Origin of the sequence: Paenibacillus ilasis (assembly GCF_043195395.1) — a bacterium.
In the GTDB taxonomy this organism is placed as follows: domain Bacteria; phylum Bacillota; class Bacilli; order Paenibacillales; family Paenibacillaceae; genus Paenibacillus_AQ; species Paenibacillus_AQ lautus.
In genome coordinates, this window is sequence record NZ_JBHDJG010000001.1 from 2930301 (window position 1) to 2949756 (window position 19456).

Below are 19456 nucleotides of genomic sequence, written 5' to 3' on the forward strand. Positions count from 1 at the left end.
AAGGCCACTACTTTATACAAGCAGCAGCCTCCATGCTTCTTAGCCGAGTTTATCAATAACAGCTTTGGTCACTGCCAGGGTAGACTGAGGATTCTGGCCTGTAATCAAATTCCCGTCAACTTCATGATGTATAGTCCAGTTTGGCGCAGCCACAAAAACGGCTCCCAGTTCCCGAAGTTTACTTTCAAGTAGAAAAGGAAGAATTTCGCTTAGTCCGGTTTCCGCCTCTTCCCTATCTGTGAAAGCATTCACCCGTTTCCCAGCAACTAGGGGCTGTCCATCCGATAATGTGACTCCTGTCAATCCCGCAGGACCATGACACACTGCAGCGACTATTTTTCCAGCTTCATAAAAGTCACGGACTAATTGATGAAGCATTTGTTCATCCGGCAGGTCATACATCGTTCCATGCCCACCCGGCAGGAAAACAGCATCGAAATCATTTGCAGAAACATCACGGATACGAACCGTGTTTTCAAGGTGTACTGCTGCTTCCCATATATCCTTCGGGGTATCCTCATTCACGCTGTTCGGATCGATTGGACTTTGTCCGCCGAGTGGACTTGCCACGGTAACCTGATAGCCATTGTTAACAAACTCAATATAAGCTTCAGCGAACTCTGATAACCAGATGCCCGTTTTTCTTCGGTCTTGTATATCTGAATGATTGGTAACTACAATCAGTATGCTTTTCTCCATTTTTTTCTTCCTCCCTTATTTTGTTGGCTGTTTACAGAGATTATTCTACAATCCGTTACTCGATAAGACAAATTAGGTTATTATAGTGCTTCCATAATTATATTTATAGATCGATCTACCGACCCATTGTTGAGTCCACTTCAGTGCAAGAAAAAAACTCCCCCAACCTCACGGCGAAAGAGTTGCATCTGAGAACAGAACTGACTGGGTTATCTGTGAACTCACGACAAAGATCATGATTATATACCTTTATCAACGAACAGCCAATGGGCTATTCTGGACGACCCTCAGCCATTCACGTGAGATCAATCGATGCCCGGCTGTCGTGGGATGAATGCCATCCCATATCCAATATTCGGCGCCTGATCGTTTTGCCGCATGATCAAACGCTTCTTGCAGTGGGACAAACAGCGTTTCATATTCTTGAGCCAATTGCCGGACAATTAGGCTATATTCATCCAACCGTTGACGCCATTTGTCCCAATTTTGCACGGTGGCGCCCGTTTTCAGCACGAATGGCTCACATAACACCAGCCCCGTCTGTGGAAGCACTTCTTTCGTTTCCTCCAGTATGTTCCGATAGGCTTTTTCGAACCTGTCGGTAGCACCGCTTGGCGAGCCTTCGATGATCCGACCTGCGTCGTTAACTCCAATCAACATACTGATCAGGTCAGGTCGCAGACTAATTGCATCTTCATTCCAACGCGCGTACAAATCCGAGACACGATTGCCGCTAATCCCTCGATTTATGAACTGAGGTCGATTTTCCGCTAGTTCAAATCCCAGCTCTGCGGCAATCAGATAGACATAGCCATGTCCATGGATATGATTAAGGTCGTTGTCGCGCCCCCAATTCCCGTCCGTTATGGAGTCGCCTTGAAACAGTACGGTTTTGCTTGTCTTTGTCATCACTTCACTGCACCTTTCTTCCAATAGCTTCCTGAGAGCTATACGGAGCTTGGATTTCGTTGCATGCTATTACTTTCAAAACTACCCTTTACCTGATGATAAACCATGCAGCGAAGCGAAAATACCCTATCGATTGGCTTAAAAAGCATATCAACATTAGATAATGAACCGGATCATCATAGGTTTGCGTGAATTGCTCATGTCCTTTGGTCAAAAAGGAGATATCGTTTACCTAACAAAAAGCAGAAATACATCATCGATGCATTTCTGCTTTTCTGCTTTATTGGCGCCTGTATATAAAAGTTAAAGTATAACAGGAGATTCTGACTTTCTATTGCTTGTTTTCTTTGGCATACAGGCTTTCTTCAGCAACCTGCGCTAGCTCCTCTGCTTTGATACTAATCTCATGGATCGTTGCCGAGAATTCCTGGATCGTCCTTGACTGGGTATCGGTTAGGGTATGGATATCGGAAAAAGCATGATTCAACCGCTGCAAAAATTCCTGAATGTTCTTCGTAATGCCATTAATCTGATCCACGTTCTCTTTGGAGCTTGTCGCTAACTTCCGAATCTCATCGGCAACAACCGAGAAGCCCCTTCCGACTTCCCCCGCTCTTGCCGCTTCGATCGAAGCATTAAGACCTAGCATGCTGCTCTGATCCGAAATCTCCTTAACAACGCTGGAGATCTTCCCAATCTGCTGCGCGCTGGAGCTGACGTCCGTCATTTGGTTCGTTACGTCGGTTACACGTTCGGTCAGGTGAGCAATCGATTGGCTGATATCTTCAATGGATGCGGTGGTCTGTTCGACAATTGCGGAAAAACTCTCGGCCATCTCAAACAGCGCGTTCGCTTTCTCAAGACTTGTCCCCATGCCGACACCGCCGATAACCCTGCCCTGTTCGTCGTGCAGCGGGATCGCGCGTGCAGCTAGCGGAAATCCGAACAGTTCTTTCGGAACGACAGCCGATAAAGGTGTATTATTTCGAATCGCATTGGTGACAATATCGCCCTCAACCAGCGGGTCTCCCGGGCTAACATTCAGTGAGAAGGTTTTGCCCGGAATATTAATGATCAGCTTCTCCCTATCATAAATGCCGATCGTGATGTCATCATTCGTAAGACTTTTCAGCAATGGAGCTACCTTTACAAAAGCACGGATCAGCTCATGCTGTGTTTGCTCTTCAGTCACATTATTCATGCCTATCTCCCCCAACCCTTAATACGGGAATTTCCTTTGTCCGTAATGAACCGATATCCACTTCATGGTCGTAAATTCATCCAGGCTCCATTGCCCATTCAGACGACCCAACCCCGACTGCTTCTCTCCGCCAAATGCTACAATCGGCTCGTCGTTAATCGTGACATCATTGACATGGATCATGCCTGTATGGACCTTCTTCGCCATTTCAACCCCACGTTCAAGATTGGAGGTGTGAATAGCCCCGCTAAGCCCAAAACGTGTATCGTTGGCGATTGCGATTCCTTCCTCTTCCGTTTCGAACGGGATGATACACACAACCGGGCCGAACAACTCCTCTTGTGCTACCTCCATATCCGGCTTGACATTGACGAGGACGGTAGGCTCCACCATTCTGCCGGTGATATTCCCTCGCACCAGTGGAACTGCGCCTTGCTCGATGCCCTTCTCAATCAGCTTCTCCAGTGTTTCTGCCTGCCGATGGTTGATGACGGGGCCGATAATGGTCTGCGGATTGCTCGGATCACCTGTTGTCAAGGTAGAAACCTTCGCTTTGTATTTATCTAAAAACTCCTGATAGATCGATTTCTGTACAAGAATCCGATTGGCCGACATACAGATCTGGCCTTGATGCGTGAATCTGCTGAACGTTGCCGCTTGTACCGCGTAATCGATATCAGCATCTTCCAGGATAATGAACGCGCTGTTCCCGCCGAGCTCCAGCAGCGGCTTTTTAAAGTGCTTGACGGCCAGCTGGCCAATATGGCTTCCGACCTTGGTCGAACCCGTGAACGAAATGATTCTCGGAATCGGATGCTCGACGAATGCATCGCCAATCTCCTTGATATCTGTTACCACAACATTCAACAGGCCCTTCGGTATACCCGCTTCTTCGAAAATCTTGCCGATCAGGGTTCCGCCCGTAATCGGCGAATCCTCATGCGGCTTCAGCACGACGCCGTTGCCGGCACCCAGTGCAGGGGCGACGGACTTCATGGACAAGAAGAAAGGGAAGTTAAACGGACTGATAACCCCAACCACGCCAGCCGGAATCCGATACAGGCGGTTCTCCTTGCCATCCTCTGTGGAAGGTAAAATCTTTCCCTCCATTCTAAGGGGGAACGTAGCCGCTTCCTTAATCATATTTTTCACAAGGCCGATCTCGAATGCCGCCTTCAGACGCGTTCCGCCCAGCTCCTGAACAATAATGGACGAAATGTCTTCCTCATGCGATTCAATATATTTAACAGCATTTTCAAGGATATCGCGTTTATGGTAAGGATTAACCTTGTCCCATTCCAGCTTAGCTTGATAGGCAGCTTGATATGCATCATCGATGTCTGTAACGCTCGCGATTTGAAATGCGGTAATGACCTCATCATTATATGGATTAATGTCCGGCAGCGTTTTACCGCTCTTGCCGTCTCGCCATTGCCCGCCTATGAATTGCTTTCCTAATTTCGAATAATCCATATGAACCCTCCTGTGTCGAATAATTCCAACTGATCTATATAATTATCGACTAAATACAGGTAATTGTTAAGTGAATTTTCTTTGACCTCTTCTTCCTCTCAGAGCATGGCAATGAAATACCCCTTCCTCACCTAGTGAAGAAGGGGTATTAATCAAAGCTATACCGCTTGGCGCAACCGCTCAAACAATATGTTGTTTTCCAGATGGATATGCTCGAAGGTGTCCTTTTCCAGCATGGCTAACCGTTGAAAGACCAGCCGATACGTACCACAGGCATCAGCCGGAAGCTCGAAATCGGATGTTACGTCTCTCAGCTCCTGCAGCAAGCTGCCGGCATGAGCATGTTCATCTTCCAGTTCGGATACATGCGGCTTAAGCTCTGCTGCCGCTTGGTGGCTGGGATCTGCTACAAACTTCAAAATGAGCGGGAATACAAGCTCGTCCTCGTCCTTCGTATGCTCCAACAGCTCCTTTTTCAATTCCGAGAAGAGCTCCTGCACTCGAAGAAGCTCGGGGTGATGCTCTCCATGCACACGGGCCAATTTCGTGACATATGGCGTTAATGCCGGTAATTCATCACGCAGGAAGGCATGATGTTTTTGTTGGATGTGATCAATCAATTCGGATTCCTTCAGTGAAGCAGGACGGCTTTCCTGGTAATTGGCAAACTTGCTCTCCACGGACCAAACTTCCTCCAGGACGGCGGCTGGATCCAACGAACGCTGCTTGGCCGCCTCTTCCAAAGGCACCTGGCCACCGCAACAGAAATCGATGCGGAGGGATCGAAATAAATCCGCGGTTTGCGGGATGGATGTTACAATATCGGATACTTGGCTCTGAAGCGTGAATGAACTCATATTCAAACCTCCCTAGACTAAATACGTGTTTGTGAACTTTTTCACTCTTACAACTCAAGTATAAGAAACTCCCATCCCCGCATATGTGATTGCAGTCATACTGAAATGTAACACTATGTGAACGATAGTATCGGAAGGACTACGGGAATCCGATAAGAAATCGTCGGGGAGGGCCCAATGACACAAGCTCTTGCGAAATCGCAAGAGCTTGTTAAGCTACAGCCATATATCAGACTGTGCATTCCCTTATTCTGCAGAGTCAGTAACCGCACCTCTAGATGCTGAGGACACTAATTTTGCATACTTGTATAATACGCCCGTGGATACTTTGAGTGGAGGCTGGTGCCATGCTTGTGCCCTTGCAGCCAATTCGGAATCCGATACGTCGAATGTCATTTCTTGCGTTTCACTGTCGATGGTGATCATGTCTCCATTCCTCAACAGTGCGATCGGCCCACCTACCTGTGCTTCAGGCGATACGTGACCGACTACGAACCCATGCGAACCGCCAGAGAACCTGCCGTCCGTTATCAGCGCAACCTCCCCGCCGAGACCCTTTCCTACAATGAGGGCCGTGACCGACAGCATCTCCGGCATCCCCGGTCCGCCCTTTGGACCGCAATAACGAATGACTAACACGTCGCCCTTGCGTATTTCATCTCTCAGGATCGCTTCGGTTGCCTCTTCCTCGCTGTCATACACCTTGGCCGGTCCGACAAATCGGAGCTTCTTCATGCCCGACATTTTGGCAACCGCACCTTCAGGTGCGAGGTTGCCTCTTAATACAACCAATGGCCCATTCGGCTTCAGCGGCTTATCGATGGGGCGTATAATTTCCTGGCTTCCCTGTAACGGCGCTGCTTCCGCCAGATTCTCTGCCAATGATTTGCCTGTGACCGTCAGACAATCGCCATGCAGAAGTCCTTCGGCCAGCAATAATTTCATGACGCCCGGTATGCCGCCGACTTCGTTTAAGTCCTGCATGGCATGTCGACCGCTCGGCTTCAGATCTGCAAGGTGGGGAACGCGCAAACGGATTCGCTCGAAATCGTCTAACGTCAAATCAACGCCTACCGAATGAGCAATGGCAAGCAAGTGCAGGAACGCGTTGGTTGAACCGCCCAAAGCCATGACGACCGTTATCGCATTCTCAAATGCCTTTTTCGTCATAATGTCTCTGGGATAGATTTCTTGCTCCAACAGCGATATGACCTGCCTTCCAGCCGCAGCGCATTCCGCTGCTTTGTCAGGTGAAATAGCCGGCGTGGAGGAGGAACCGGGCAGGCTCATCCCCATGGCTTCTGCCGCCGCGGCCATCGTATTGGCTGTATACATGCCCCCGCAAGAGCCCGGTCCCGGGCAGACGCTGCATTCCACCTTATGGAGCTGATCGTCCGTCATTTTTCCGTCATGATATTGCCCGACCGCTTCGAAAGCCGTGACGATATCCACGTTCTTACCTTCGAGCTTCCCGGGTTGTATCGTGCCGCCGTAAACGTAAACCGCAGGAAGATTCATCCGTCCGATCGCCATCAGGCAGGCGGGCGTATTCTTGTCGCAACCGCCGATCGCCACAAGACCATCGAAACGTTCGGCCCCCGTTACAATCTCAATCGAATCCGCGATGGCTTCACGGCTGGGCAGGGAGAACAGCATGCCGCCATGTCCCATTGAAATGCCATCCGAAACCGTGATCGTGTTGAAAATAAGCGGAGCGCCGCCATGGTTGCGGACCCCTTGCTTGGCCTCTAAGGCTAACTTGTCTATATGCATATTGCACGGAGTCACCTCGCTCCAAGTGCTGGCTACGCCAATCATCGGTTTCTTGAAATCCTCATCCGTAAAACCAACAGCCCGCAGCATCGCTCTATTCGGTACCCGATTGACACCCTCGCTGATTACCTTACTGCGAAAGCGTAAATCTTTTTTGTCTGACATTCTTCCCTCTCCCTTCTATTTAAAGCAACTCATGGAGTTCCTGCATCGGACGCATAAAATTTTGTTTCATCATGGCCTGTGCCCGATCACTGTCTTTCTGCTCGAAAGCGCTGATAATCGATGCATGCTCATCGACAGAAGCCTGTGCAGCCGCGATCGGCTGTTTTAAGAACACGTACTTAAACCGCCGGATATGCATCTGTAGAGAAGCACTATATGCAGCGACATAAGGATTATCTGAGAGCTCTACGATGAAGTTATGAAACTGTTCATCCATCTCCATGGCTTGATAAGCTTGCCCGCTCTTCATGGCATTTTCAAAATCCAGATTCATCGCCCGCAATTGCTGAATCTGCTCCGGAACAATAAGGGTAGCGGTCACTTCGGCAGCTAATGCTTGAAGAGCAGCCATGGTCGAATACATCTTAAAGATATCTTCCCTCTCAATGGCCGTAACTTTTGTTTCTTTCCCAGGGTGCGTGGACACGAGTCCTTGTACTTCGAGCAATTGAAAAGCTTCCCGGATAGGCGTCCGGCTTACGCCAAGGGATTCCGCCAATTCGGCGTCGAGCAATTTCTCGCCGGGCTGCAGCGTGCCATCGATAATCCATCGTTGAATTTGGGAGAAGGCTCTTTCCTTTGCAGTCATCCGAACTGGAGAGACAAAATTCTTAGGTACTGGCATCGCTTATCATCCTTACTATTCATGTTTGTTATATGCAATATATCGCATTCATATATTAAATACAACACATTTCAGACTGCTTCCATTGATAAAAATAACAACCGGAGGAAATACTTAAGCAAAATATCCAAATGCTGTGAGCCCGTTGAATCAGGAGAGGTGTTGGTACAATGTCATTTTCCACATGGGCGGGTTCGAACCAACCCAACAATAGCGATCATATTTCTGTCAATCCAAATGGGAAGAACTCAGAGGATATGGACATATCGGTGAACCTGGAAGAAACCATATCCGAAATCAAGCAAGTCCTGGGTGATAGTGACGATTTTATGGTATATGGCTTCCATGTGTTCGGCCAGCATCCGGCTGTATTGTTATATTTCTCCGATATGACGGATCATGCCGTTATCAATAACACGATATTGAAGCCTCTCAAATATGGGCCGCGCCATATCGATGTTCATAACCTCCCGCATGATGCGTTAATGAAAACCATAATGAAAGATACGCTTTATCATAGCGAGGGTTATACGGAAAGAAAAATATCCGTTCTTACCGACAACCTGCTAAGGGGGCAATCCGTCGTAGCCATTGAAGGGCTGGACGAGGCGATTATCATTGACACACGGCAGACCACGCAGCGCTCTATTGAGCAGCCGGCGACGGAACAGGTCATCCGCGGGGCCAGAGAGGGATTTATAGAGTCCCTGGGGACTAATATTTCTCTACTCCGCTATCGGCTGCAAACGCCGGATTTTCGAGTGAAATCCATGGAGATCGGAACGAAGACCAAATCCAAAGTTGCCCTGTGTTACATGGACGGCATAACCAATCCCGGAATCATAAAAGAAGTACAAAAGCGGCTGGATGCCATTGAAATCGACGCTGTTCTGGATTCAGGTTATTTGGAGCAATTCATCGAAGACAACCATTGGTCTCCCTTTCCACAAATCCAGTATACCGAGCGCCCCGACAAAGTCGTGGCGAATTTGCTGGAAGGAAGAGTCGCCGTTTTAGTGGACGGCTCCCCTCTGGCCTTAATCGCGCCTACGGTGTTTAGCCAGTTCTATCAGACCGTTGAAGATTATACCGAACGCTTCGTCCTGATGAGTGCGATCCGAATGTCCCGTCTGGTTGCTCTAGTATTTTCCTTGGTTTTTCCCTCGCTGTATGTGGCGATTATTTCGTTTAATCCGGAGCTGATCCCCACAGAATTTGCGGTCGCCGTTGCTGGCGGGCGTGCGGGCGTACCCTTTCCAGCCGTGATCGAAGTGCTTGTCATTGAAATCTCGATGGAGGTTTTAAGGGAAGCAACCATACGCTTGCCGCAACAGGTAGGCGGGGCATTATCCATTGTCGGCGTGCTTGTCATCGGGCAAGCCGCTGTAGCGGCCGGATTCGCAAGCCCGATCACCGTCGTTATTATCGCTTTAACGACTATCGGCTCTTTTGCAACGCCGGCCTACAATGCGGCTCTGGCTCTTCGCTTGCTTCGTTTTCCGCTGATCATTTTAGCCGGTATCTTCGGTCTATATGGTGTCATGGTCGGAATCATTTTGATCACCAATCATTTATTGTCACTTAAATCGTTCGGGGTCCCGTACTTAAGCCCATTTGTGCCTGGCAACTTTCAAGGCATGCGTGATCTCCTGACCCGTGGGCCGTTGTGGAAAATGAAGAACCGGCCTTCCTTTCTCCATCCGCTTACCAAGACAAGAATGGGTGATCAAATGAAGGAACAGGTGGATCATTCTTCATCCCATATTATGGATCCCGTCCATCCTAACGACGAGAAAGGGCGTTAACGATGAAAGAACAGCACCAAATCACTGTCTTGCAGGCTTCTGCCGTTACGATCAGCACCATCGTTGGAGTAGGCGTTCTTGCACTTCCGTTAGCTGCGGTGAAGGCCGCGGATGCAGGAGCTCCGCTAGTCACTTTTTTGGGAATGCTGCTAGCGTTTGTCGGACTTTTTTTCATGACCCGGCTTGGCATGCGGTTTCCGAATGACTCTTACATCGAGTATAGCGAGGTTATCATCGGCAAATGGCTCGGGAGAATCGGAAGTCTTCTGTCGATTCTTTTCTTTGCTGTCTTAAGCTCTCTTGTTGCAAGAGAATTCGGAGAGGTCGTTGTCACAGCCGTATTGAAAAACACGCCACTCGAGGTCACTGTATTGGTCATGCTGCTCCTGGCTGCTTTTTCTTCACGCCGAAATATCATGACCTTTGCTTACATTCACTTATTTTACAGCCCCTTTATCCTAATTCCTGCGCTGTTGATCGTTGCCCTGTCGTTAAAAAACGCGGACATGATTAATGTTCTCCCTGTAATAGGGAACGAAATTCGAGGAATACCGGCAGGCATTATTACGTTGTCCACTATGTTCCAGGGATACTTCATTATAATGATGGTCATTCCTGCCATGTGCAAACCGGAAAGAGCGATGCGGTCCAGCATATGGGCAATGCTGATTACCGGAGTGCTGTATATATTAATCGTCACGGCAACGGTCAGCGTGTTTGGGGCGGAAGAGACAAAGAAGCTGTTATGGCCGACGCTGGAGCTGGCAAAAGCAACTTCATTACCTGCCAATATACTGGAACGCTTGGATGCAGTCTTTCTAGCCGTCTGGGTAACGGCTGTCTTTACATCCTTGTTCTCTTGCTACTACTTTACGATTTACTCGATAAGCAAGTTATTCCGATTAGCGGATCATGGGATGCTGTCCTTTTTCATCCTCCCCATTCTGTTCGTTCTGGCCATGCTGCCCCAAAGCTTGATTCAATTGAATGAAGTGAACAGCTTGATCGCCAAATACGGTCTGCTGATAACGATCGTATATCCTGGAGTGCTGCTTATCATCGCCATGCTGCGTAAAAAAAGAGGTGCGTCCAAATGATCGGAAATCTATACAGCGGTTATTTGGATGTCGCCATCCTGATCTGGGTGTTATCCGGCATGTTCAATCTGTTCATCGATAAATATAAGTATGAACAGTCGAACATGGCCAAGGAAAAACAGGTATCTCGTATACTGGGCTGGATCCATATCGTGATCGGAACGGTATTGTTTCTAAGTGTCATACTTGTCAAAGTCCTAGTGTGAGTGAGCATGTTACAAAGTTTAGGAGGATTTCAATGAGGAAAAGAATAAGCGTTAGCCTAAACGTAAAATTCATGATCGTCCTTCTTCTATCCTGCTCACTCCTAACAAGCTGCTGGGATCGGATGGAGATTGAAGAGCGTGCTGTCGTTCTGGGAATATCGATCGATACGGCGGATAAGGATGCTGAGGCACGCGAGGATGAAATATCTCATCTTCGCGGGAAGTACCCGGCACCTAAACAGGAATTAATCCAACTATCCGTGCAAATTGCTCTTCCCGGCAGAATACCGCTCGGGCCAGGTGAAGGCGGCGGTTCGGGACAAAGTGAGCAAGAAACCGTGTGGGTGCTTGATGTTGTAGGACACACGGTCGACGACGCCATGATGAATTTACAGCAGCAAATATCCGGAAAATTGTTTTTTGGTCATCTGCGCGTCATTGTCGTATCGGAAGAGTTTGCCAGAAAAGGATTACAGAATTTGAACGACTATCTTCACCGTAACGCGGAAGTTCGCCGTATGGCCTGGTTGATGGTGTCGAAAGGGAAGGCAAAAAATCATATGCAGGCAGCACCTAAATTGGAGCGTGTCCCTGCGCTGTATCTAGCGTCCACATTGGACGATGCCGTAAAACAAGGCAAATTTCCGAGTAACTACATTGGGACGTTCTGGAGCAATTCTTCAAAGAAAGGTCAGGAAGGATTTCTGCCTTATATCAAAATTATGAAGGGAGATAACGTGGAAATCAGCGGAATGGCTTTTTTTAAAGGCGCCAAATTGGTTGGCGTGACAAAACCGTTTGAAATTGCCGGATACCTGGTCATCAAGGGAATTAGTCCCGCAGGATACCGCGGAATCATTCATTTAGGAGACGATTCTCAGGTAGTAACGATCCATGCTACGAACCGGGAGTCGGATATCAAAGTCGAAATTAAGAACGGTATTCCCCATTTTACGATCACGGCGCTTACGGAGATTAATGTCGAAGAAAAAAACACGGATACCATCCCGATCAATCACTCGAAAATTCTGGAGGAAATTGCACGCGAGAACGAGCATTCCGTTAAACAATTATTAATCGGATTAGTCCAAAAGACGCAAAAAAAAGAATCCGATATATTCGGATTCGGCGAATTGGTACGTGCCAGAAAACCATCCTATTGGAATAGCCATGTTAAATCCGCGGAACAATGGAGTGAAATCTATAAAAACGTAACCTTTGAATTCCGTGTAACGTCCAAAGTTCGAAGAATCGGGATGAAGGCAGAATGATGGTGCCGTTTGTCATAAGAATACCGAAATTTAAGGAGCGGGTAATCATCCGCCGAGCAGACTCACCTTCACTTCGTCCAGGCTTCAGGGCCTACATCATGGACGGTAAGCGGAGGATTGGACCGCTGCTTGCCTGGCGCATATTCGTCTGCCCCCACGTCAGGTATATAGCGGATCTGACCATCCATGTCGTCCGCTGCAGCGTATGGAGTCAGGGCAGCGTCCACGGCTGGGCTATAGACGGATAAACGGATGAGACCGTCCCTGCTGCGCACCAAATGGAGCTCTTGTTTGGTCATCTCCCTGTCCACAATAGGATTGTTAGAAACCGGTGCGTTCCCCGAGAGCATATTTCCCTTGTACACAGCCCGTTCCTGATCGGGTGCTTGGATCACCGCATCGGTTTCATGAAACATCGTACCTGCATGGCTAAATATCAGATTGTTGTAAATCTTAGTCCCTACAGGCTGATAGGTTCTGCCGCCCAGATTGAAAGTTGTCGTTTGATTGCCGACATTCACGATGGTATTATTGTAGATCTGGACGTTATACTGCCGCCAATGTCCGCGCAAAAGCTCCGTTCTTTGTTCGGCCGGCAGATCGCCAAGCCGTGCAGTTTGCTCTTGGTTTCCACCCCAACGAACGATTGGATTCGTACTGCCTTCCGGTCCGCCGTCATGTGTTCCTCCATCAAGACGAATCACTTTGTCCGTAAGACCTTCCATGTAATTGTTATAGATTTTGTGATCGTTGCCATATATCCGGAACCCGCTGCTGCCCGGTGTCACTCCATCGCCAATCAGATGGTTGCCGTAGAAGCTGTTGCGGTTTCCATGTCGTGACACAATCCCGCCGTATGAATGACGAATCGTGTTGTACCGAATGATATTGTCACTGCTCTTCACCGATATCACTTCATCTTCACCGTTAAACCCGTCAAACAAATTGTATTGAACCGTAATATAACCAGAGGAGAGCGAGGTACTGGAAAGCCCGAGCCTGATGGCTTCCAACCCGTTGGTTACCCGGGGACCAATCTCGTGAAAATAGTTATACTCGATGACGTCGTATTGCGATATATGCTGTCCGCTATGCCCTTCACCATCATAAATCACGACTGCGCCAAAGCCCTTCTTCGGTCCAATATCATTATAAGCGATCCGGTTATAGCTGCTAGTTCCTTCGACTCGGATATAATGTCTGTGCGTGCCATTGTCCGTAATCAGATTCGAATCTTCATATGGCGTTAATCCCTCATATACTTCTCCGTTCGGGTCATACCGTTCTCCACTGTACCGACAGCTGTTCTCCACATTGAGCAGGCACCATACATATCGGTTTTGAGCTTTAAATCGATAGGGCTGACCTGTTTCATCCAAGGCAAAAGTGTTGCCCAAAATGGAGATTCGGCTGGAGCTTTCCAGCTGAATCCCTGGATGAACTCCTGTAAGCGCCCGATGTGCCAAGCCACGGTCATTCAAGGTCTGCTTTCCATTCTCATCACCGATCCCGTTCCGGAACGTGAGTCCGCTCACTTCAATATAACTTGAATTTTCAATGTGCATATAACTATTCCCACTAATGATTGCCTTGCCGGGCTTCCCGGTAATCCGAATCGGATAGACCGCAGAGCCGTGTTTATCCTTCACAACAAACGGACCGTTCTGCTCATAGGTCCCATCCTTCAGTTCAATCAGCGTACCGGCCACAGCCTGATCCAGTGCCTGCTGCAATTGTTCCGCCGTACTGACCGAAACTCGCTTCATCTCCGGGAGCTTCACGTCTTCCTCCTTCTCTTCGCCAGCGTTTGGAGGGAGCGGTGGTTGTGGCTCTTCCGGAGGCTCACCCGGCACTTTCCCTGCGTAAAGCTCTACTTCCATGATGCTGTTCCAGTTTCCTGAGCTTCCGCTGGCGTTATTGCCATATCCGATCAACCGCAAATATCTGGCCTTCGCCGGACTCTGTAATACATAGGTTTGCATGATGCTGTCTTCCGGTTTCAGCTGCCGGCTGAACAGTCGTTCGAAAACAACCGTGCTGGATTGGAAATCTTCAGTGTTCGAAGCTAATATCTCAAAGCTGGACTGACGCTCTCTAGCATTCAGAAAGGCAATGTTCACATAAGTGACGGTTTGTTCCGTGCCTAGATCAAACTGCAGCCATTGACCTTGACCGGAAGCGGACCAGCGGCTTTGCTGGCTCTCCGTGTCCTCGCCCCATACCCCATCCAGTACATTCCCCGGTACGTAATTCGTGCCTGGCTGGTAGCTGCTTGCCGTTACCGTGCTCTCAATCCGCTTCATGCTGCTGCTCCCTCCTGCATCGCTCGAAGCCCCCTGGGCTTCTGAAGGCGACATCACCAGTGTTCCGATCAAAAGGATCATGGCCAGCCCCATACTTATCAATCTGTGATACCGTTGGTTTAATGCGTTTAATAACGTTTGCATATCCGTTCACCTCTCCTCGAATATTAACGTCCCATAACCAATCAGAATACGCGATGGGTCCAGCCCCGAAGCTTCGCGAGAGCCTCGATGTAATAATAATCCCCATAAATAAGCGACACATTGATATTGGTATCCGCCGGCTTATGGCCGGTTCCGCCAAACAGGATCCCCTCATGCTCAGGAGCCTGGAATGCAGCATACTCCGTCGACAAAGCCAGGACGATGCGCTCAGCGGCTTTCCGGTAGACAGCCCCAACCTCCGGAGTTGTCAAGGCCGCAAGCTCCAACAACCCGGAAGCGGCAATGGCCGCAGCGGAGGTGTCACGAGGCTCGGTATCGGGATTCGGTACCCGGAAGTCCCATGGCGGTACCCCGTAACTCTGTAAGGAAGCTATAAAATGATGAGCTACCCGCTTCGCGGCATACAAAAAATCCTTATTCATCGTGAAACGGTAAGCGTTAGCCATCCCGTACAGCGCCCACGCATTCCCTCTCGACCAGCAGGAATCCGGGGCATAGCCCTGCCATCCCTTATATTCCAGCAATTCCCCGCTTTCCGGATCAAACACAGCAACATGACAGGTGGATCCATCGGCACGGATCATATGCTGCAAAGCCATATTCGCATGGGCATTCGCAACGTGGCGGAATCTCGGGTCTTCTCCTTCTTCGGCAGCCCAGTACAAGAGGGACAGGTTCATGAGGCAATCGATAATAGCCCAGCCCGGGAGATCCTTGTTCCATGCCCTGATGTACTGTCCAGCCAAGTTAAATCGTCCGGCCAGAAAGTTAGCCGCCGCAAGCCCTCGCCTTCTGCCGTCTTCATCGCCGGTTAACTTGTATTTCAATACGGCTGTCGGCAAATACTGAAACCCGACATCATGATGGAAGCGACTCTCTTCGAGCGTCAATCGTTCCATCCGTATATCCCACTCCCAAGCCGCTTCCAGGTACTTCGCCTCTCCAGTCATATCGTAAAAAATCCACAGCATGCCCGGCCAAAACCCGGAAATCCAGTTGTCCAGGGTTAGGCCGTCGTACTCCCCGTCCTTGGCCGCATGCGGAGCAAGTTCAGGCTTTCTAGCCAACATCCGGTCCACCTTCAACCGCGCACCGTTCCACCACATATCCAGGTCGAGTTCATGTTGAATCTTTAAGTTACTCATCATATCCTCCTGTCGTTATCCTTTAATGGCTCCAATAAGAGCACCTTTCACGAAATACTTCTGTAAAAACGGATAGACCAGCAGAATCGGCACCGTTGCTACGATAATGGTCGCATGCTTCAGCGTTTCGCCGATGACGGCGACCTCCCCTCCGCTCGCTCCGCTTGCCATGGAGCTTGCATCATTCAGAAGCAGCAGCTCTCGCAGGACGAGCTGAAGAGGATACAGGGAGCGATCCTGTAAATAGATCATGGCCTGGAACCATGAGTTCCAGTGGCTGACACCGTAATACAGCAGCATGACGGCGATAACCGGCATGCACAGCGGCATCATGATCCGGAATAGGATGACGAATTCATTGGCTCCATCGATCTTGGCCGATTCCTCCAGACTATCAGGCACCGCTTCAAAAGCCGTTCTCATGATAATCAGATTAAATGCGGATATGGCCTGCGGGATAATTAAGGACCACAGCGTATTGGTGAGCTCCAGACATTTTACTGTAAAATACAGCGGAATCAAACCGCCGCTGAAGAACATGGTGAATACGATAAACAGCATCAGCTGCTTTCGGTAGCGCAGTCCCTTACGGGAGAGAGCATACGCCCCGAACGCCGTCAATGTGATATTGAGCACCAAGCCGCCAGAAACGATAAGGAACGTATTCAGGTATCCTTGAATAATCATCGGATTATCAAACACCAGCCGGTAAGCATTAAACGTCATATCCAGCGGCTTCCACAGAATCCCCGAATGCTGCATGTAACGGGTAGGATCACTCAAAGAAGCAAACAGCACGTAAATCAATGGGTATAACGTACATAACGTGATTACGGTCAACAAGACGTAATTAAAAACATCAAACAGCTTTTCACCGACCGACCTGTTCCCAGCTCTCCATTCCATTCCTTTAACCTCCTACCACAAGCTGGTTTTGTTCATTCTGCGGCTCAGCCAGTTTGAGCCGATGACAAGCGTGAAATTGATGGCCGAATTGAACAGCCCTACTGCCGAGCTGAAGCTGTAATTGAATTCCTGCAGCCCGACCCGGTACACATAGGAGCTTATGACATCAGCGGTATCGTAGATTGACGGGTTATAGAGCAGGATGATTTTCTCGCTGCCAACGTTCATCAGCCTGCCGATCTCAAGAATGAACAGGATGATAATCGTAGGCATGATCCCAGGCAACGTCACGTTCAACATCTGTCTCCACCGATTGGCTCCATCGATCTTCGCGGCCTCGTATTGTTCCTGGTCGATACCGGCCAGGGCTGCAAGGTAGATGATGGTCCCCCAACCGATGTTCTGCCAAATTCCGGAGGTGACAAAGAGGGTCCGGAAATATTCAGATTCCAGCAGAAGGGAGACCCGTTCCCATCCGAAAAAAGCCAACATATCGTTAATTAAACCGTCACTCATCGTGAATTCCTTAATAATGCCGCAAACAACGACCAGCGAAATAAAATGCGGCATATACGTTATGGTTTGAACCGTGCGTTTAAATACGGTCTTTCTCACCTCGTTCAGCAGAAGTGCCAATATAATGGGCGCAGGGAAGCCAAAGAGCAGTTCATAAAAGCTGATTAACAGCGTGTTTTTGACAACCCGCCAGAAGTAAATGCCGTTAAAAAACGATTCGAAGTGCTCCCAGCCGGCCCATGGACTTCCCATGATGCCAAGGCGTGGTGAGAACTCCTTAAAGGCGATGGACGCCCCGTACATAGGGAAATAATGAAATACCGCGAAGTATAGAAGTACCGGAATTAACATGATGTACAGGAAACGATTTTTACTAATGTCCTTCAGCAAGCCCCAATTTCGAGGATTCAGTCCTGCTGAGTTCGAAGGAATTGACGTGCGTGTCGGAGGCGGAAGTTTCGCCATGCCGTTCTCACTCCTCTTGTGCTGTCTATTGAAGTATCAAATTATTGGGGGAATGCCGCTCCATTCCCCTCGCCTAAGATTTCGTTATCGGCTGTTGTATCGATCCAGAGCGCTTTGGTAGATTTCAACCGCGCGCTCGATCCCCAGCTTCTTGATTTGCTCCACATACTTGTCGTAACTCTCCATCGGCTCCCTGCCGACAATGAACTTGACAAACATTTCCTCTTTATAGTTGCTGACTTCGGTTAGAATTTTACCAAGCTCCTTGCTTTCTTCAGCGGTTGGCGTCAGGAAGCCAGGCAGTATATGCTTCTCGGCATCCGTCTTCGCCCACACTTTCACGGCCTCATCCTGTTCAGGGAACGTATTCCAGTTCCGACGTTCATCCGCTTCGTAGGGACCATTCGGCTTGGAATACTGCGATACCATCTGCTGCAGATTGTATTTTTCATTGTTTTTAATCAAATCGGTATACACCGGTGCACCGTTCTCCATCACGTAGCTCTCTCCTTCAATGCCGAAGTTGAAGAGCATCGCGCCTTCATCGCTGTAAGCATAATCAAGCCAGCGTACGATCAGTTCCGGATTTTTCGCAGCGGTTGTGATGGCTTTGCTTGGTCCCGGATTGTACTTGAAATCCCGTTGTCCAATAAAAGGAACTTCGTCTTTAAGGAGCGTTGGATATGGAGCACCCACGAGCTTGAATTTCGGATCCTGCTCCTTCATGGCATCCATCCATTTTCCCATACCGCCGCTGAGGAGATTTACCGTTGCTCCCGTCTGCCCGGTCAGAATCTTGTTATCCAACGCTTTGGTATCGGTGAGCGCAAAATCCTTGTCAAACAATCCTTCCGCAAACCACTTGCGGAATAAGGCCAGAAAATCTTTATACTGCGGATCTATGGGTCCATACTTCACCTTTCCTTCATCGTCCACATAGAAGGAGTTTGATGTGCGGTAAGCTCCGATGAAAGCATCGCGGATCTCAAAATTCCCTCCAGTGTAAGTTACACTGAGCGGTGCTTTGGCCCCCTTCTCGTCGCGAAAAGCGATTAACGTCTTCTCCCACTCCTCTATAGTCGTTGGAACTGGGAGACCAAGTTCATCCAGCCAATCCTGACGGATCATGGGGCCACGGAAGACCAGCCCGGACGGATTGCGAATCATGGGAAATACATAATATTTGCCGCTGTCTGTCTTGACCATTTGGTCAAGCGTCGGATCCGCTTCGAGTTTCTTCTTCAGGTTCGGCGCGTATTGATCAATCAGGTCATTGAGCTCCAGAATGACGCCGTCCTGAATGGCTTTTTCCGGTCCGCCCGGATAAGATCCCGCACTTCGTCCGGTCCAGTCGTATTCAATGACATCCGGAAGCTCATCGGACGCGATCATCAGATTAAATTGTTCAGCCGTCTGCTGATCATTCGGATGAATATACTCCACCTGAACACCTGTTTTGTCGGCAAGCGCTTTCCCAAACGGCGTATCTGCAAGGTTGGAGTAGAAGGTTACCGCATTCATGTTCAAGATTTCCCATGACGTGATCGATTCGGTTGTATTTAGCGGATACGATGAACCGATTGCAGTAGATGTACCCTTCCCGGCCTCGTTCGGCTTAGCGTCCGGCGTGTTATCCTTACTTCCTGACGAACATCCCGCAAGCACCAGACTTGTTAACAATATGGCGGTCAGTCCTGACTTTACATTTCGCAACAAGCTGTCTTTGACCAGCAAACGTTGAACCATCATCATTCCCCCGATTGTAAGATTAGGTGTCGGATAAAGCCTGCATGCTGCCCTATCCGATGTCATTGT

16 protein-coding genes are annotated in these 19456 nt (G+C 49.0%); 4 read left to right on the top strand and 12 right to left on the bottom strand.

Annotation, left to right across the window (positions count from 1 at the left end; all coding sequences use genetic code 11):
* Positions 1 to 39 precede the first annotated feature (39 nt).
* From ACETK5_RS13345 to ACETK5_RS13375, 7 genes are all read right to left on the bottom strand, one after another.
* Positions 40 to 699, bottom strand: a complete 660-nt coding sequence (locus ACETK5_RS13345) for a type 1 glutamine amidotransferase domain-containing protein (protein ID WP_394056136.1) — start codon at positions 697 to 699, stop codon at positions 40 to 42.
* Positions 700 to 951: 252 nt separating this feature from the next.
* Complete coding sequence (locus tag ACETK5_RS13350) at positions 952 to 1608, bottom strand: SGNH/GDSL hydrolase family protein (RefSeq protein ID WP_394056138.1); 657 nt, start codon at positions 1606 to 1608, stop codon at positions 952 to 954.
* Positions 1609 to 1939: 331 nt separating this feature from the next.
* Positions 1940 to 2809, bottom strand: a complete 870-nt coding sequence (locus ACETK5_RS13355; protein ID WP_394056140.1) for a methyl-accepting chemotaxis protein — start codon at positions 2807 to 2809, stop codon at positions 1940 to 1942.
* An 18-nt stretch (positions 2810 to 2827) separates the two neighbouring features.
* Positions 2828 to 4282 carry a benzaldehyde dehydrogenase gene (gene yfmT / locus ACETK5_RS13360; RefSeq protein WP_394056142.1) on the bottom strand — a complete coding sequence of 485 codons (1455 nt, stop codon included), beginning with the start codon at positions 4280 to 4282 and terminating at the stop codon, positions 2828 to 2830.
* A 158-nt stretch (positions 4283 to 4440) separates the two neighbouring features.
* Positions 4441 to 5139: an iron-sulfur cluster repair di-iron protein gene (gene ric, locus ACETK5_RS13365; RefSeq protein ID WP_394056144.1), complete on the bottom strand. Its 699-nt coding sequence runs from the start codon at positions 5137 to 5139 to the stop codon at positions 4441 to 4443.
* A 246-nt stretch (positions 5140 to 5385) separates the two neighbouring features.
* Entirely contained in the window at positions 5386 to 7077 is a 1692-nt protein-coding gene (gene ilvD / locus ACETK5_RS13370; RefSeq protein ID WP_394056146.1) for a dihydroxy-acid dehydratase, read from the bottom strand.
* 19 nt (positions 7078 to 7096) lie between these two features.
* Entirely contained in the window at positions 7097 to 7762 is a 666-nt protein-coding gene (locus tag ACETK5_RS13375) for a GntR family transcriptional regulator (protein ID WP_394056148.1), read from the bottom strand.
* A gap of 170 nt (positions 7763 to 7932) precedes the next feature.
* On the opposite strand from ACETK5_RS13375, the gene ACETK5_RS13380 reads away from it, so the two are divergent.
* The 4 genes from ACETK5_RS13380 to ACETK5_RS13395 are packed head-to-tail and all read left to right on the top strand — an operon-like array spanning position 7933 to position 12141.
* A complete protein-coding gene (locus ACETK5_RS13380) occupies positions 7933 to 9567 on the top strand; it encodes a spore germination protein (protein ID WP_394056150.1) in 1635 nt (544 codons plus the stop codon).
* Between the two features lie 2 nt (positions 9568 to 9569).
* Positions 9570 to 10664, top strand: a complete 1095-nt coding sequence (locus tag ACETK5_RS13385) for a GerAB/ArcD/ProY family transporter (protein ID WP_394056151.1) — start codon at positions 9570 to 9572, stop codon at positions 10662 to 10664.
* On the top strand, positions 10661 to 10870 hold the full coding sequence (locus ACETK5_RS13390; RefSeq protein ID WP_394056153.1) for a CLC_0170 family protein: 210 nt from the start codon (positions 10661 to 10663) through the stop codon (positions 10868 to 10870). The genes ACETK5_RS13385 and ACETK5_RS13390 overlap by 4 nt, the downstream gene beginning before the upstream one ends.
* Positions 10871 to 10902: 32 nt before the next feature.
* Positions 10903 to 12141 (top strand): Ger(x)C family spore germination protein, encoded by a 1239-nt coding sequence (locus ACETK5_RS13395; RefSeq protein WP_394056154.1) that lies wholly within the window; start codon positions 10903 to 10905, stop codon positions 12139 to 12141.
* Positions 12142 to 12209: 68 nt separating this feature from the next.
* Here ACETK5_RS13395 and ACETK5_RS13400 read toward each other — a convergent pair whose 3' ends face one another.
* From ACETK5_RS13400 to ACETK5_RS13420, 5 genes are all read right to left on the bottom strand, one after another.
* Entirely contained in the window at positions 12210 to 14588 is a 2379-nt protein-coding gene (locus ACETK5_RS13400) for a chondroitinase-B domain-containing protein (RefSeq protein WP_394056156.1), read from the bottom strand.
* 41 nt (positions 14589 to 14629) lie between these two features.
* Positions 14630 to 15754, bottom strand: a complete 1125-nt coding sequence (locus ACETK5_RS13405) for a glycoside hydrolase family 88 protein (protein WP_394056158.1) — start codon at positions 15752 to 15754, stop codon at positions 14630 to 14632.
* 15 nt (positions 15755 to 15769) lie between these two features.
* Positions 15770 to 16660, bottom strand: a complete 891-nt coding sequence (locus tag ACETK5_RS13410; protein WP_394056160.1) for a carbohydrate ABC transporter permease — start codon at positions 16658 to 16660, stop codon at positions 15770 to 15772.
* A 12-nt stretch (positions 16661 to 16672) separates the two neighbouring features.
* Positions 16673 to 17641, bottom strand: a complete 969-nt coding sequence (locus tag ACETK5_RS13415; protein WP_394056162.1) for an ABC transporter permease — start codon at positions 17639 to 17641, stop codon at positions 16673 to 16675.
* Between the two features lie 84 nt (positions 17642 to 17725).
* Positions 17726 to 19387, bottom strand: a complete 1662-nt coding sequence (locus tag ACETK5_RS13420; RefSeq protein ID WP_394056164.1) for an extracellular solute-binding protein — start codon at positions 19385 to 19387, stop codon at positions 17726 to 17728.
* Between the last annotated feature and the right edge of the window lie 69 nt (positions 19388 to 19456).

Coding starts and splice junctions, on each gene's coding strand:
- ACETK5_RS13345 (WP_394056136.1), bottom strand. CDS start 699: ATGGAGAAAAGCATACTGATTGTAGTTACCAATCATTCAGATATACAA.
- ACETK5_RS13350 (WP_394056138.1), bottom strand. CDS start 1,608: ATGACAAAGACAAGCAAAACCGTACTGTTTCAAGGCGACTCCATAACG.
- ACETK5_RS13355 (WP_394056140.1), bottom strand. CDS start 2,809: ATGAATAATGTGACTGAAGAGCAAACACAGCATGAGCTGATCCGTGCT.
- yfmT (WP_394056142.1), bottom strand. CDS start 4,282: ATGGATTATTCGAAATTAGGAAAGCAATTCATAGGCGGGCAATGGCGA.
- ric (WP_394056144.1), bottom strand. CDS start 5,139: ATGAGTTCATTCACGCTTCAGAGCCAAGTATCCGATATTGTAACATCC.
- ilvD (WP_394056146.1), bottom strand. CDS start 7,077: ATGTCAGACAAAAAAGATTTACGCTTTCGCAGTAAGGTAATCAGCGAG.
- ACETK5_RS13375 (WP_394056148.1), bottom strand. CDS start 7,762: ATGCCAGTACCTAAGAATTTTGTCTCTCCAGTTCGGATGACTGCAAAG.
- ACETK5_RS13380 (WP_394056150.1), top strand. CDS start 7,933: ATGTCATTTTCCACATGGGCGGGTTCGAACCAACCCAACAATAGCGAT.
- ACETK5_RS13385 (WP_394056151.1), top strand. CDS start 9,570: ATGAAAGAACAGCACCAAATCACTGTCTTGCAGGCTTCTGCCGTTACG.
- ACETK5_RS13390 (WP_394056153.1), top strand. CDS start 10,661: ATGATCGGAAATCTATACAGCGGTTATTTGGATGTCGCCATCCTGATC.
- ACETK5_RS13395 (WP_394056154.1), top strand. CDS start 10,903: ATGAGGAAAAGAATAAGCGTTAGCCTAAACGTAAAATTCATGATCGTC.
- ACETK5_RS13400 (WP_394056156.1), bottom strand. CDS start 14,588: ATGCAAACGTTATTAAACGCATTAAACCAACGGTATCACAGATTGATA.
- ACETK5_RS13405 (WP_394056158.1), bottom strand. CDS start 15,754: ATGAGTAACTTAAAGATTCAACATGAACTCGACCTGGATATGTGGTGG.
- ACETK5_RS13410 (WP_394056160.1), bottom strand. CDS start 16,660: ATGGAATGGAGAGCTGGGAACAGGTCGGTCGGTGAAAAGCTGTTTGAT.
- ACETK5_RS13415 (WP_394056162.1), bottom strand. CDS start 17,641: ATGGCGAAACTTCCGCCTCCGACACGCACGTCAATTCCTTCGAACTCA.
- ACETK5_RS13420 (WP_394056164.1), bottom strand. CDS start 19,387: ATGGTTCAACGTTTGCTGGTCAAAGACAGCTTGTTGCGAAATGTAAAG.